The organism is Mangrovimicrobium sediminis (genome assembly GCF_004745945.1).
GTDB classification, from domain to species: domain Bacteria; phylum Pseudomonadota; class Gammaproteobacteria; order Pseudomonadales; family Halieaceae; genus Mangrovimicrobium; species Mangrovimicrobium sediminis.
This window is the reverse complement of the sequence record NZ_SRLE01000007.1, coordinates 387649-400939: the sequence shown is the minus strand read 5'-3', so window position 1 is coordinate 400939 and position 13291 is coordinate 387649. Positions and strand designations below refer to the sequence as shown.

Genomic DNA, 13291 nt, shown 5'->3' with positions numbered 1-13291 from the left:
GCGGGTCACAGTTTTGGGGTGATCCAGGTGGGCTAATCGCGCTTTTTTTCGGCGCATATCTCCCGCCCCGGCGCGCTGGGAGGCGCCAGCCGTCGAGATTCAGGAATACAGACGGGTAAACCGGGCGTTGCGGCGATCGCCGCGGCGGCGTTCCTTCTCCTGCCAGCGGGGCTCCTTGCGCCGCTGCTTCACACGTCGGTCACCGTTCCTTCGGTCCTTCATGCTTACTGCTCCTGTTACTACCGACAATCGACAAGGACCAACCGCGACGCTGGCCGCCACGGGGCCGCGTCTGAACGTGTCAGATGGCTGGTTCAAAGCAATTTACCTGACGTGCAAAACCTTGCAATGACTCGGATGGGTGGTGGACGTAGGGGCAGAAAAATAACGAGAACTAGCTCGTTCGCGACGTAGAAAATGTGCGTAGTAAAATCCGGGTTGCCGTCAGCCGACACGCCTGGGGGTTATGCGGTGATCGGGGGAAGATGGAGGCTCGGGTCGGAATCGAACCGGCGTACACGGAGTTGCAGTCCGCTGCATGACCACTCTGCCACCGAGCCGGGGAATGACTGGAAATCAGTCCTGGAAATTGGAGCGGGAAACCGGGTTCGAACCGGCGACCTCAACCTTGGCAAGGTTGCGCTCTACCAACTGAGCTATTCCCGCTTGGGAGTTTGAAACGTCTTTCTTATCGCCTCGAGAGGTTGGTGCAAGCTCGAGAGGTGGCTATTGTATTCACCCGGCTATCGCTGTCAACAGCTATCGCAAAATATTTCCCCAAGCGGCTGAATCAAAAAGGTTTATCCCGTTCGCGGATGACCGCCCAGGCGGCTTTCAGGTAGATCACCATGGACCACAGGGTGAGCGCCGCCGCGATGTACAGCACCACGTAACACAGGGCCAGCAGCCAGCTCTCGTGGATGCGCGGGTCGATGGCCAGCAGGCCGGTGATAGCGACCATCTGGAAGGCGGTTTTCACCTTGCCGATGTACGAGACGGCCACCGAGGTACGCTCGCCCAGTTCCGCCATCCACTCGCGCAGGGCGGAAATAACGATCTCGCGGCCGATGATCACGCAGGCGGCCAGGCTGAACAGCGGTGTATTGTGGCGCTCCACCAGCAACACCAGGGCGACGGCGACCATGAGCTTGTCCGCCACCGGGTCGAGGAAGGCGCCGAAGGCGCTGGTCTGGCCCAAGCGGCGCGCCAGGTAGCCGTCCAGCCAGTCGGTGATGGCGGCAACGGCGAAGATCACGGCGGCGACCATCAAGTGCTTGTGGAATGGCAGGTAGAACACCAGCACCAGCACCGGAATGAGGAAGATGCGCATCATGGTCAGCGCATTGGGGATATTCAGCCTCACTACGTCTTGTCTCCCGCTTCTCCCGTGGCGTGCAGATAGTCGTATATCTGCCCTGCCATTGTGGCACTGATGCCGGAAATTTTCTTCAGTTCTTCCACGCTGGCGTTCATCACCCGGTCCGCCGAGCCGAAGTGGCGCAGCAGTTCACGGCGGCGCTTGGCGCCCACCCCGGGAATGTCTTCCAGCAGCGAGCGCTGGCGCGCCTTGGCGCGGCGCGCGCGGTGGCCGGTAATGGCGAAGCGGTGGGCCTCGTCGCGCACCTGCTGGATCAGGTGCAGGGCCGGGCTGTCGCCGGGCAGCTGGCTTTCGCGGCCGCTGGCACCGTCGACCAGGGTCTCGAAGCCGGCCTTGCGGGTCACGCCCTTGGCCACGCCGATGACCAGGATGCCGGGAATATCCAGTTCCTCGAGCACACCCATGGCCTGCGCCACCTGGCCCTTGCCGCCGTCGATCAGCAGGATATCGGGCTGCTGCCCCTCTCCGGACTTCAGCCGGCGGAAGCGTCGAGACAAAGCCTGCTGCATGGCGGCGTAGTCGTCGCCCGGCGTAATCCCCTCGATATTGAACTTGCGGTAGTCGGCCTTGCGCGGGCCGTTCTCGTCGAACACCACGCAGGAGGCGACGGTGGCCTCGCCGCTGCTGTGGCTGATATCGAAACACTCCAGCCGCGCGGGGGTTTCCGGCAGGCGCAGGACGTCGCGCAGGGCTTCCAACCGCCCCGCCACCGTCTCGCGCCCGGCCAGATGCGCCTGCAGGTTGGTCTGCGCGGTCTGCAGCGCCAGGCGCAACCAGCGCGCGCGGGCGTCGCGCACCCGGCTGCCCAGGCGCACCTTGCGCCCGGCGTGCACGCCGAGCGCTTCGGCCAGGGTGTCGGCATCCTCCGGCGCCTCGTTGACGATCACCTCCGCCGGCACCGGGCGCGCGCCGCCCAGGTAGAACTGCGGGATGAACGCCGCCAGCACTTCCGCCGGGCTCTCCGCCAGTTTCAGCGGCGGGTAGTAGGTCTTGCTGCCCAGCACCCGGGCGGCGCGCACGAACAGCACCTGCACGCAGGCGCGCCCGGCGTCCACCGCGGCTGCGAGGATGTCCAGGTCACCCTGCACGCCCTCGATCCCCTGGCTGGCCTGCACCTGCTGCAGCTGGCTGATCTGGTCGCGATAGTGCGCCGCTTTCTCGAACTCCAGTTCCGCTGCGGCGGCCTCCATGTCGTCGGCCAGCCGCACCAGCAGTTCCTGCGACTTGCCGGCCAGGAACAGCCGCGTGTTCTCCACCTGTTCCGCGTATTCCACGTCGCTTACCAGGCCGACGCAGGGCGCGGTGCAGCGCTCGATCTGGTGCTGCAGGCAGGGCCGCGAGCGGTTGTTGAAATAGCTGTTCTCGCACTGGCGCACCTTGAACACCTTCTGCAGGAAGTGCAGGGATTCACGCACGGCGCCGGCGCTCGGGTAGGGACCGAAGTAACGCCCCTTGCCACGCTGGGCGCCGCGGTGCAGGGAGATGCGCGGGTACTCGTCGGCGGAGACGTAGATGTACGGGTAGGACTTGTCGTCCTTGAGCAGGATGTTGTAAGGCGGCTTGTGGCTCTTGATCAGGTTGTGCTCGAGCAGCAGCGCGTCCACTTCCGTGGTGGTCACGGTGACCTGGATGTCGGCGATGCGTGCGACGAGGGCCATGGTCTTCTCCGCCAGGCCGCTGGCGCGGAAGTAACTGCCCACGCGGTTCTTCAGGTTGCGCGCCTTGCCCACGTAGAGCAGTTTGCCCTCGGCGTCGTACATCTGGTACACGCCGGGGCGCGTGGTCAGGTTCTTGAGAAAGGCCTTGTGGTCGAAGCCCGCTTCCATCGCGCTCATGCCGCACCGCCATACACGCGCGGTTCCATCTCCAGGGTGACGCCGAATTTTGCGTGAACGGATTCCACCACGGCATCGGCCAGGTGCAACACGTCGGCCCCGCTGCCGCCGCCGTAGTTGACCAGCACCAGAGCGTGCCCGGGGTGGATGCCCACCGGCCCGCGTCGCTCGCCCTTCCAGCCCGCGCGCTCGATCAGCCAGGCCGCGGCCAGCTTGATGCGGCCGTCCGCCTGCAGGTACTGGGGCAGGCCCGGGTACTCGCCCACCAGCTCCGCGGCCTTTTCCGGGGCGACGATGGGGTTCTTGAAGAAGCTGCCGCAGTTGGGTTCTTCCGCCGGGTCCGGCAGCTTGTGCCGGCGCAGGTTGACCACCGCGTCGAAGATGTTGCGCGGCTGCGGCGGCGGCACGCCGCGGGCGCTGAACTCCACCGCCAGCGCCGGGTAGCTGTACTCCGGGTGCGGGCGCGTGGACAAACGCAGGTCCACCGCGGTGATCACCACGCGGTCGCACAGTTCACCCTTGAAGATGCTGTCGCGATAGGCGAACTGGCACTCCTGGGCGGAGAGTTCCAGGGGCGTGCCGGTGGCGGCCTCCACCGCGTGCACGGCGACGGCGAACTGGGCGAACTCGACCCCATAAGCGCCGATATTCTGGATCGGCGCCGCGCCGACGGTGCCGGGAATCAGGGCCAGGTTCTCCAGGCCGTAGAGGCCGCGCTCCAGGGAGGAGGCCACCAGGGCGTGCCAGTCGTGGCCGGCGCTGACGCGCAGCACTACATCGTCGTCCGCGGTGGCGATAACCTCGGTGTCCGCCCTCAGTTGGCGCAGCACGAGCGCCGGGACAGGTCCCGCGAGCACGATGTTGCTGCCCTCCCCCAGCGGCAACACCGACAGCCCCTCGGCGCGTGCAACATCCAGCGCGCTGCCCAGTTCCTGGGATGTCGCCACCTCGGCATAGGCCGCGGCGCTGGCGTCGATCCCCAGGGTATTGCGGCTGCGCAGGGACTCAGCGCGTCGTATCTGCACCCGCGATCTCCCGCAGCAGGCCCTCGCTGGCCGCTTCCACCAGGTCCAGTACCGCGGTGAAGCCGTCCTCGCCGCCGTAGAACGGGTCCGGCACTTCATCGCGCTTGAGCTCGGGCGCGAACTGCAGGAACAGGCCCAGATGGCCGGGGAAATCCTTGGGACACATGTTCTGCAGGTCGCTCAGGTTCTGCCAGTCCATGGCCAGGATGTAGTCGAAGCTGTCGAAGTCCTCGGCGGCGAAGCGCCGTGCGCGCAGGTGCTCCAGGGCGTAGCCGCGCTGTGCCGCGGCGCTGGCGGCGCGTTTGTCCGGCGGCTGGCCCACGTGCCAGCCGCCGGTACCGCAGGAATCTACCGTGATGCGCTGTTCCAGCCCGCGTGACTTCACCAGGGTCTCGAAGACGCCGTGCGCGGTGGGAGAGCGGCAGATATTGCCCAGGCAGACGAACAGGACGCGGGTGGGTTCAGATGGCATGTGGGCGCAGATCCTTGAATGATGGCGACCGGGTATTGTCCACGCCGCCGGTCGGTGCTGCAAATGGGGCGCTTCTGTCAATCGCCCTCACACTGGCCAGCGGCCGGGGCAATACCCGCATCGCGGGATGCACACCAGGGTCGAGTACTGCATAATTCGGCAGCAACTCAACGACTGGAACGTCAAACCCAATGGAATTGAACCTCCAGCGCGTATCGCTGTTGCTTTCCCTGGTCTTTATGCTCGGGACTACCGCCGCGCAGGCCGCCAAAGCGGCCGACAGCGCAGACCGACTACCCAACATCATCCTCATACTGTCCGACGACATCGGCTACGCAGACCTGCACAGCTACGGCCACCCCTACGCGAAAACCCCGTCCCTGGACGCCCTCGCCGCCCAGGGCACACGCTTCACCCAGCACTACGTCACCGGGGTGACCTGCGGCCCGAGTCGGGCAGGCCTGATGGGCGGCCTGTTCCCCGCGCGAATCTCGCAGAGCGTGGCTCGCCTGGGTTTCAGTGGCCAGACCACCATTACCGATCTGCTGGCCGAACGGGGCTATACCAACGGCCACTTCGGCAAGTGGAACCTCGGCCCGAGCGCCACCCAGGTGGATGGCACCTACGGTATCCACCGCGTGAAGGAAATACCCGGCATCAAGGCCGGGGAACACGGGCGCGACGACGACCTGTTCGACGCCGCTATCGACTTCATTCGCGAAAACGCCGAGCGCCCCTTCTACGTCAACATCTGGGGTCGCAGCACCCACCGCCAGGTGCGCGCACCGCAGCGGCTGATCGACGAGTTCAGCGATCTGAAAGTCGACCGCGAACAGTTCGCCGCACCGATGCAGAAAAACTTTGATCGCTGCCTGCGCTTCGGCTGCGACCTCGACGCCACCATGCGCACCTACCTCGCGGACGTGTACTCCCTGGATCTCAACGTCGGCCGCCTGCTCGCGGTGCTCGATGAACTGGGGCTGGCGGAGCACAGCATCGTCGTCTATTCCAGCGACAACGGACCAGCCCCGGTGGAAGGCAATAAATACGGCGAGTGGCCCACCTCGAATACCCTCGGCTACGCCGGCGTATTGCGCGGCGGCAAGCACGACTACTACGAGGGCGGCGTGCGTGTCCCCTTCATCATCCGCTGGCCGGGGCACGTGCCCGCAGGCCGGGTCAGCGACGACGTCACCTCCTTCATCGACTGGATGCCGACACTGGCGGCGATCACCGGCATGGAAGCGCTGCCGCAGCCGCTGGATGGCGAGGATGTGTCCGATATCTGGCGTGGCGAGAGCCGGGAACGCAGTAAACCGCTGTTCTGGCGGGTCAACCGCAACGCCTCGCTGGCGGCGATGCGCGAAGGGCGCTGGAAGCTGCACTACCACACCCGGCGCAATCGGCCGCCGCGCCTGTACGACCTGGAAGCCGATCCCGGCGAGACCGAGAACCTGGCGGAACAACACCCCGAAGTGGTCGAGGCGATGGGCGTCAGGCTCCAGGCATGGGTAGACTCACTGCCGGACAACTACGTCAGGCCACCGCGCGAAAGCGAGCAGTAAAGCGCTCAACCGGCGAGCAGGCGCGCGCGCACCGCATCGAGGTCCGCCTGCGTGTCCACCCCGGGCGGCACATGCTCACAGGCGGGCGCGACGTGGATGCGCTCACCACGGTACAGCGCCCGTAGCTGCTCCAGTTGTTCGAGTTGCTCCAGCGGCGCCGGCGACCAGCCGACGAAGCGGTGCAGAAAGCCCACGCGATACGCGTAGATGCCGATGTGGCGGAACCACTGTCCCGCCGGCATACCCTCCCCGCCCGCGGCGAAGGCGTCGCGCGGCCAGGGCACGGTGGCGCGGCTGAAGTACAGCGCCATACCGTTGACGTCGAACACCACTTTCACCGCGTTCGGGTTGACCAGTTCCTCGCGGCCGGCAATCGGCTCGCACAGGGTGGCGATGGCCGCCGCCGGGTGCGCAGCGAGATTGCCCGCCACTTGCGCGACGAGTGCCGGCGGCAGCAAAGGTTCGTCGCCCTGCACGTTGACCACGATCTGGTCATCGCCCCAGCCCTGTTTCGCAGCCACTTCCTGCAGCCGGTCGGTGCCCGAGGGGTGGGCCGGGTCGGTCATGCAGACCGCGGCGCCGAAGGTGCGACAGGCCTCCTCGATGCGCGCATCGTCGGTGGCGACGATCACCTGCTCGGCGCCGGTGGCGCGGGCCTGCTCCCACACGCGCTGGATCATCGGCTTGCCGGCGATGTCCAGCAGCGGCTTGCCCGGCAGGCGGGTGGAGGCGTAACGGGCGGGTATGACAACGGCGAAGGACATGCGCAGTTCCTGTCAGGTGGGCTTGCTCACCAGCGCGGCGACCTCCGCGACCAGCGATTCCGGCAGCCGGGCGTCGATCTGCAGGTACCAGGCCTGCGCGCCGGCAAACGCGGCGCATTTTACCGCGTCTTTTTCCGTCATGAGAATCGGCTTGTCGGGCAGCGCGGTGAAATCCGCCGCGGTGTAGGCATGGTGATCCGGGAACACCTGCGGCGTGTAACACACGCCCAACGTGTCCAGGGTGGCGAAGAACTGCGCCGGCTGGCCGATGCCGGCGATGGCGAGCACGGGCTCCCCAGCGGCAAAGGCGTCCGGTGGCAAGCACTCCTGCGTGTGCAGGTTGACCCATGACCGCGGTTGGTAGCGCACGCCGGATTCGCTGTCATCGCTGCCGCGGTACAACACACGGTCGACGCTGCGCAGACGCGCGGGAGGTTCGCGCAGGGGGCCGGCGGGCAGGCAGAAACCGTTACCCAGGCCGCGCACGGCATCGATGAGGACAATCTCAAAATCCCGGCCCAGCGCGTAGTGCTGCAGGCCGTCGTCGGCCACGATCACATCCACCGGGTGCTGGGCCAACAGGGCACGCACTGCGGCGGATCGGTCAGGGTGGACCACCATCGGCGCGCCGCTGCGGCGCGCAATGAGCAGGGCCTCGTCACCACAGGACGCCGCGTCAGTACCGGCATCCACCCCGAAGGGCGCGCCCTTCACATGCACGCCGTAACCGCGGCTCACCACGCCCGGCCGCAGGCCACGCGCCTGCAACGCCTCGACCAGCGCGATCACCACCGGCGTCTTGCCAGTACCGCCGACCGTGATATTGCCGACCACCACCACCGGGCACGGGGCGCGGTACACGTTGGCCCAGCCCGCGCGGTAGGGATGGCGACGTAGCGCCGCCAACAGGCGGAAGACGGCCTCCAGCGGCCGCAACAGCCACAACCACGCGGCGCCGCGGTACCAGGCCCGCTCCAGCGCAGCGGACAGGCGGCTCATGCCGGGGCGAATTCCTGCTGGTACAACTGGGCGTAGAGCCCGCCCTGGGCCAGCAATTCCGCGTGGGAACCGATGGCGACGATACGCCCGGCATCCATGACCACGATGCGATCGGCGCGCTCCACCGTGGACAGGCGGTGGGCGATGATGATCGTGGTGCGGCCGCGGGCCATCTGCTCCAGCGACTGCTGGATGCGGTACTCGGACTCGTTGTCCAGCGCCGAGGTCGCCTCGTCGAAGATGATCACCGGCGCATCCTTGAGCAGCGCCCGGGCAATGGCGATACGCTGGCGCTGCCCGCCGGACAGGCCGCCGCCGTCATCGCCCAGCCTGGTCTGCATACCCTGCGGCAGTTCGGCGATAAACCCGGCGGCGTAGGCGCCCTCGGCGGCGCGCTCCACCGCCTCGGCGGGACGTTCGGCGAGGCTGCCGTAGGCGATGTTGTTGTACACCGTGTCGTGGAACAGGCTCACCTGCTGCGAGACCATGGCCACCTGCTGGCGCAGGTTGGCGAGGCGGTAGTCCTCGATGGGTACGCCGTCCAGTGCGATGCGGCCGGCGCTGGGCGCGTAGAAACGCATGATCAGCTGCACCAGGGTGCTCTTGCCGCTGCCCGAACGGCCGACCAGGGCGACGGTCTCGCCAGCGGCGATATCAAGGTTGATGTCGTGCAGCACCGCGCTGTCGTTGCCGGGATAGGCAAACCCGACCTCGTTCAGGGCGATACGGCCCGCGGCCCGCTCGACGCTGTAGCTGCCGGTGTCGCGCTCGGACTCCATGTCCAGTTGGGTGAAGATGTCCTCCGCCGCCGCCAGCCCGCGCTGGATCTCGGCCTGCACGCCGGTCAGGGAGCGGATCGGTTTGCTCAACTGCCCCGCCGCGGTGAGAAACGCCACCAGCAGGCCGCCGGAGAAGCCCGCCAGCCAGTCCGGCCGCAGCGCCAGCCACACCAGCACGGCGAGCGTCGCGGCCAGCAGGGTCTGCACCACCGGCGTGCTGAGACCGTCGAGCAGCGCCAGTTTCAGGCTCTGCGCGCGGTTGTAGTCGCTGGCGGTGGCGAAACGGCTCGACTGCTGTTCCTGGCCGCCGTAGACGCGCACCTCGCGGTAGTTGCCGATGCTCTCGCCGGAGACCTGGGTGACGTCGCCCATCGACGCCTGAATACGCCGGCTGTAGCGGCGGAAATGTTTGCCCACCACCGACACCACCAGCGCCAGCAGCGGCGCCACGGCGAGAAACACCAGGCACAAGCGCCAGTTCAGATAGAGCATGTAGCCGAGCAGGCCGATCACCGTCAGCCCCTCCTGCACGATCACCCGCAGGGACTTGGTCACCGCCCCGGAGACCTGCTCCACGTTGTAGGTGATGCGCGAGAGCAGCGCACCCTGGCTGTGGGCGTCGTAATAGGCGCTGGGCGCCGAGAGCATCTTGTCGAACAGCTCGCAGCGCAGGCGGTGGATGAGGTCCCGCGCCACCCGGCTCATGAAGTAGTTGCCGATGAAATAGCCCATGGCGCGCAGGAAGGCCAGCAACACCATGGCGATGGGGAACACGGTACGGGTGAAGGCCAGGCGGTCTTCACCGGGCTGGTAGAACAGGTCGTAGGCGAGGCGCGAGACCAGGCCGGCATCGGGGTTTTCCGCATTGCCGATACCGTCGAGCAGGAACTGCATCATGTCCGCCAGCAGGACGTTGCCGGCGGAGTAAAACAGGTAGCCGAACACGCTGAGCGCGAATACCCACCAGTAGGGCAGGATGTAACCGAGCAGCCGCCGGTAGAGCTGCCAGTCGCTCATGCGGCCGGAGCGCCGCACCGGGTCCGGTTTGGCCCTAGCCACCCGGTTCGGCCCGCGGCTGGCGGGTGGTGATGGACAGGTGCACGAAACCCATCTGCCCGGCGGCGTCCATGGCGCGCACCACGTCTTCATGGGCGGCCTGGGCGTCGGCGGTGATGATCATCGGCATGGTGGTATCGCCGGCGGAGATCTTGTAGATCGCCGCCTGCAGCGTGCGCATGCTGTCGTCGACCAGCGCCTGGCCATTGACCCGGTAGCGCCCCTGCTCGTCGATGAGAATCTCGATCTCGTTGTCGCTGGGCTCGGAGGGCGCACCCTGGGCCTCGGGCAGGTCGACGGAGAGCTGGGTCTCGCGGGTGAAGGTGGTGGAGACCATAAAGAAGATCAGCAGCAGGAAGACCACATCGATCAGCGGCGTCAGGTTGATATTGACGGCCTCGACCTGCTGGCGGCGGAATTTCAAGATTTGCCTTCCGCGTGCTCTTCGCTGTGCAGGGCGTCAACCAGCTTGATGGTCTCCTGCTCCAGTTCAACGACGATAGCGTCGATCTTGCCGACGAAGTAGCGGTGCATGGCCAGGGCGGGGATGGCGATGGTCAGCCCCGCGGCGGTGGTGATCAGGGCCTGGGAAATACCGCCGGCGAGCACGCTGGCGTTGCCGGTGCCCTGGGACATGATCTCGGCGAACACGCGGATCATGCCGACCACGGTGCCGAGCAGGCCGATCAGCGGGGTCACCGCGGCGATGGTGCCCAGGGTGTTGAGGTAGCGCTCGAGGTCGTGGACCACGTGCCCGGCCGCCTCCTCAATGCTCTCCTTCATGACTTCACGCCCGTGGTAGGCGTTGGACAGGCCGGCGGCGAGGATGCGGCCCAGCGGCGAGGACTGTTTCAGCGCCTTGAGTCGCGCAGCGTCCATCTCCCCGGCCTTGAGCTGTTTCCACACCGTGGCCAGCAGGTGCGGGGGGGCAATTTTTTTCGGGTTCAGGGTGTAAAAGCGTTCGATGCAGATGGCCAGAGCGACGACCGAACACAGCACCAACACTGCCATCAACCATCCGCCAGCAACCAGTAATTCCAGCACGGCAGGTACTCACCAGGATTCTTAGAGTGCCCAATTATACGCACAGCGCAACAGGGGAAGGTACCGGGAATCCTCACTTCCACCAGGTTTCCAGGCGCGCACGGAAGCCCTCGACGCGCAGGGTCCCGGCGGGCGTCACCTGCAGCGTCAGGGCCCCCTCCTGCGCGCTCTGGCGCACCTCCACGCCCTGCCCCTGCAGCCGCCCGATGACCACCGGGTGCGGGTGGCCGAAGCGGCTGGCGTAGCCCGCGCCGACCAGCGCGATACGCGGCCGCACGTGATTGAGCCAGGCCTGCGACGTGGAGGTGGCACTCCCGTGATGACCGACCAGCAGTACGTCGGCGGCCAGTGCATCGCCCCAGTAGCGGATCATCTCGCGCTCCGCCGCCTGGCTCACGTCCCCCGCCAGCAGGATGCGCAGGCCGGAGGCGTTGATCGCCAGCACGCAGGAGCTGTCGTTGCCGCGCCGCGCCCCTGCCGGCGGCCACAGGAACTGGAACTGCACGTCGCCGGGCCAGGCCCAGGCCTGCCCCGCGCGGCACGGGGCCGGTTCGCGGTTGGCACGCACTCCGACGCCGGCGCGAAAGCGGGCGACTGGCAGCGCGGCGAGGATGTCGGCCACGCCGCCGCTGTGGTCCAGGTCCGCGTGGCTCACCACCAGCTCATCCAGCGCGCGCACGCCGCGCTGGCGCAGCCAGGGCAATACCACGCTGTGGGCCAGGCTGGGGCCCGCGGGATTGCCGCCGCCGGTGTCGTAGAGCAGGGTCCGGCCGCCGGCGCTGAACACGACGGCGGTACCCTGCCCCACGTCGAGCAGGGTCAACTGCGGTTGCGGCGGCACGCTGGGCGGGATCGTCAGGGGCAGCAGCAGGCTGAGCACCATCAGGCGCGCCACCGCCCGCCATGGCAATGGCCAGAGCACTGCCGCAGCGAGGGCGCAAAAGACCGGCAGCAGGCGGCCGGGCAGGTCGAGAAAGAATGGCGAGGTATCTACGCCGGCAGCTGCGCTGGTGAGCAGGTCCAGTGGCCAGCCGGCCAGGCGCCACAGCGCCGCCGCCAGCGGTTGCGCCACCCACCACACTGCACAACCGGCCAGCGCCAGCGGCACTATCCAGACACCCACCAGCGGCACCAGCAGCAGGTTGGCAGCCGCGGCGACCCAGCTGCTGCCGCCAAACAGCCAGGCCCCCGTAGGCAGCACCGCCAGGTTCATGTACAGGTGCGCCCGCGCACTGCGCCCCAGTGGCGACGCCCCGGCGCTACGCCAGCGATCCTGCCACAGCAGGGCGGCCACCGCGCCACAGGAGAGCCAGAAACCCGAGCCGAGCAGCGCGAGAGGGTCCAGGAGCAGCAGCAGGCAGGCCGCCAGCAACAGGCTGTGCCCCGCCCCGCTGCGGCGGGCCAGCAACGTGGCAAACAACAGACAGGCGACCATACACAGGGCGCGCACGGTGGGCAGCGAGAATCCCGCCAGTGCCGCGTAGCTCACGGCGCCGAGCATTGCGCAGCAGGCGGGCACCGCCCGTTGCCAGCGCCGGGAGCCGCCGCATGCGAGCAGCGCCGCGAGCGCGCGCCCGAGCAGCAGGCCGAGGCCGGCGACCATGGCCACGTGAAGGCCGGAAATCACCAGCAGGTGATTTACGCCGAAGGCCTGCAGCAGGCGCCACAGGTGGTGGTCCAGCCCTGAGCGGTCGCCCACCGTTAGTGCGGGCAACATGGCCGCCGGCGCCGCGGTCAGGCCGGCCCCGGCCATCGCTGCGGCGAGCTGCGCACGCAGCGGACCAATGCCCGCGCCCGCCGGCGCCAGGCGTTCGTCCTCCCCGCGCACGCTGCCGGTGGCGTGCACTCCGCTTGCGGCATACCAGCCGCGGGCGTTGAAGGAGCCGGGATTGGCCAGGCCCCAGGGGTGCCGCAGGCGCGTCGTAAACCGCCAGTCCTCCCCGGGGACGAGCTCGTGGGTACCGTAGTAGGACAACAACACACGGCGCGGGCCGCTGCACTCATCCGGCGTCAGCTGCGCCACGTCGAATTCGAATCGCTGGCGCTTTACGCCATCGGCGAAGGAAGAGCGCCGCGGCAGACTGGCGACGCGCCCGCGCAGGACAATCTCCTCGGTATTGCAGGCCGGCGGCAACTGCCCGGCCAGGTAATCCGCCGCTCGCCAGGCGCCGCTGCCCAGGGCGCACAACAGGGCGCCCGCCGCGAGCCATGCGTGCCCGCATCCGAGACGGCCCAAAAGCCGATACCTTGACGCGCCTGCGCGGCCCGCAAGCAGCAGGACCAGCCCGGCAGCGACCAGCAGCACCTGGGTGGCCGCGCCGGGCAGGCGCGGCAGCAGCGCGAGCAGAACCGTGCCCGCCAGCCAGCCAAGCAT

At 67.7% G+C, this 13291-nt stretch carries 12 protein-coding genes and 2 tRNA genes; 1 reads left to right on the top strand and 13 read right to left on the bottom strand.

Annotated features, from left to right (window positions below):
- Positions 1-99: 99 nt before the first annotated feature.
- From E4634_RS21980 to E4634_RS11325, 7 genes are all read right to left on the bottom strand, one after another.
- A complete protein-coding gene (locus E4634_RS21980; protein ID WP_276606624.1) occupies positions 100-222 on the bottom strand; it encodes a hypothetical protein in 123 nt (40 codons plus the stop codon).
- A gap of 264 nt (positions 223-486) precedes the next feature.
- Positions 487-560: transfer RNA gene (locus E4634_RS11350), tRNA-Cys, on the bottom strand.
- A 30-nt stretch (positions 561-590) separates the two neighbouring features.
- Positions 591-666: transfer RNA gene (locus E4634_RS11345), tRNA-Gly, on the bottom strand.
- Positions 667-790: 124 nt separating this feature from the next.
- Positions 791-1357 (bottom strand): CDP-diacylglycerol--glycerol-3-phosphate 3-phosphatidyltransferase, encoded by a 567-nt coding sequence (pgsA, locus tag E4634_RS11340; RefSeq protein WP_135444066.1) that lies wholly within the window; start codon positions 1355-1357, stop codon positions 791-793.
- Between the two features lie 5 nt (positions 1358-1362).
- Positions 1363-3213 (bottom strand): excinuclease ABC subunit UvrC, encoded by a 1851-nt coding sequence (uvrC, locus tag E4634_RS11335; protein WP_167854866.1) that lies wholly within the window; start codon positions 3211-3213, stop codon positions 1363-1365.
- Positions 3210-4238, bottom strand: a complete 1029-nt coding sequence (murB, locus tag E4634_RS11330) for a UDP-N-acetylmuramate dehydrogenase (RefSeq protein WP_167854865.1) — start codon at positions 4236-4238, stop codon at positions 3210-3212. Before murB ends, uvrC begins: the two co-directional genes overlap by 4 nt.
- Positions 4219-4710: a low molecular weight protein-tyrosine-phosphatase gene (locus tag E4634_RS11325; RefSeq protein WP_135443928.1), complete on the bottom strand. Its 492-nt coding sequence runs from the start codon at positions 4708-4710 to the stop codon at positions 4219-4221. The genes murB and E4634_RS11325 overlap by 20 nt, the downstream gene beginning before the upstream one ends.
- 191 nt (positions 4711-4901) lie before the next feature.
- On the opposite strand from E4634_RS11325, the gene E4634_RS11320 reads away from it, so the two are divergent.
- Positions 4902-6275, top strand: a complete 1374-nt coding sequence (locus tag E4634_RS11320; protein WP_206046862.1) for a sulfatase family protein — start codon at positions 4902-4904, stop codon at positions 6273-6275.
- 5 nt (positions 6276-6280) lie between these two features.
- Here E4634_RS11320 and kdsB read toward each other — a convergent pair whose 3' ends face one another.
- The 6 genes from kdsB to E4634_RS11290 form a co-directional block, all read right to left on the bottom strand.
- Positions 6281-7039: a 3-deoxy-manno-octulosonate cytidylyltransferase gene (gene kdsB / locus E4634_RS11315; protein ID WP_206046861.1), complete on the bottom strand. Its 759-nt coding sequence runs from the start codon at positions 7037-7039 to the stop codon at positions 6281-6283.
- Between the two features lie 12 nt (positions 7040-7051).
- Positions 7052-8038: a tetraacyldisaccharide 4'-kinase gene (gene lpxK / locus E4634_RS11310; protein ID WP_135443924.1), complete on the bottom strand. Its 987-nt coding sequence runs from the start codon at positions 8036-8038 to the stop codon at positions 7052-7054.
- On the bottom strand, positions 8035-9834 hold the full coding sequence (msbA, locus tag E4634_RS11305) for a lipid A export permease/ATP-binding protein MsbA (RefSeq protein WP_135443923.1): 1800 nt from the start codon (positions 9832-9834) through the stop codon (positions 8035-8037). Before msbA ends, lpxK begins: the two co-directional genes overlap by 4 nt.
- A 34-nt stretch (positions 9835-9868) precedes the next feature.
- Positions 9869-10297 (bottom strand): ExbD/TolR family protein, encoded by a 429-nt coding sequence (locus E4634_RS11300; protein WP_135443921.1) that lies wholly within the window; start codon positions 10295-10297, stop codon positions 9869-9871.
- Entirely contained in the window at positions 10294-10917 is a 624-nt protein-coding gene (locus E4634_RS11295; RefSeq protein WP_135443919.1) for a MotA/TolQ/ExbB proton channel family protein, read from the bottom strand. The genes E4634_RS11300 and E4634_RS11295 overlap by 4 nt, the downstream gene beginning before the upstream one ends.
- Before the next feature lie 73 nt (positions 10918-10990).
- Entirely contained in the window at positions 10991-13291 is a 2301-nt protein-coding gene (locus E4634_RS11290; protein WP_167854864.1) for a DNA internalization-related competence protein ComEC/Rec2, read from the bottom strand.

What these genes read in the sequence shown, in the direction of transcription:
- E4634_RS21980 (WP_276606624.1), bottom strand. Translation starts at nt 222, where the DNA reads ATGAAGGACCGAAGGAACGGTGACCGACGTGTGAAGCAGCGGCGCAAG.
- uvrC (WP_167854866.1), bottom strand. Translation starts at nt 3,213, where the DNA reads ATGAGCGCGATGGAAGCGGGCTTCGACCACAAGGCCTTTCTCAAGAAC.
- E4634_RS11325 (WP_135443928.1), bottom strand. Translation starts at nt 4,710, where the DNA reads ATGCCATCTGAACCCACCCGCGTCCTGTTCGTCTGCCTGGGCAATATC.
- E4634_RS11320 (WP_206046862.1), top strand. Translation starts at nt 4,902, where the DNA reads ATGGAATTGAACCTCCAGCGCGTATCGCTGTTGCTTTCCCTGGTCTTT.
- kdsB (WP_206046861.1), bottom strand. Translation starts at nt 7,039, where the DNA reads ATGTCCTTCGCCGTTGTCATACCCGCCCGTTACGCCTCCACCCGCCTG.
- lpxK (WP_135443924.1), bottom strand. Translation starts at nt 8,038, where the DNA reads ATGAGCCGCCTGTCCGCTGCGCTGGAGCGGGCCTGGTACCGCGGCGCC.
- msbA (WP_135443923.1), bottom strand. Translation starts at nt 9,834, where the DNA reads ATGAGCGACTGGCAGCTCTACCGGCGGCTGCTCGGTTACATCCTGCCC.
- E4634_RS11290 (WP_167854864.1), bottom strand. Translation starts at nt 13,291, where the DNA reads ATGCTTGGCTGGCTGGCGGGCACGGTTCTGCTCGCGCTGCTGCCGCGC.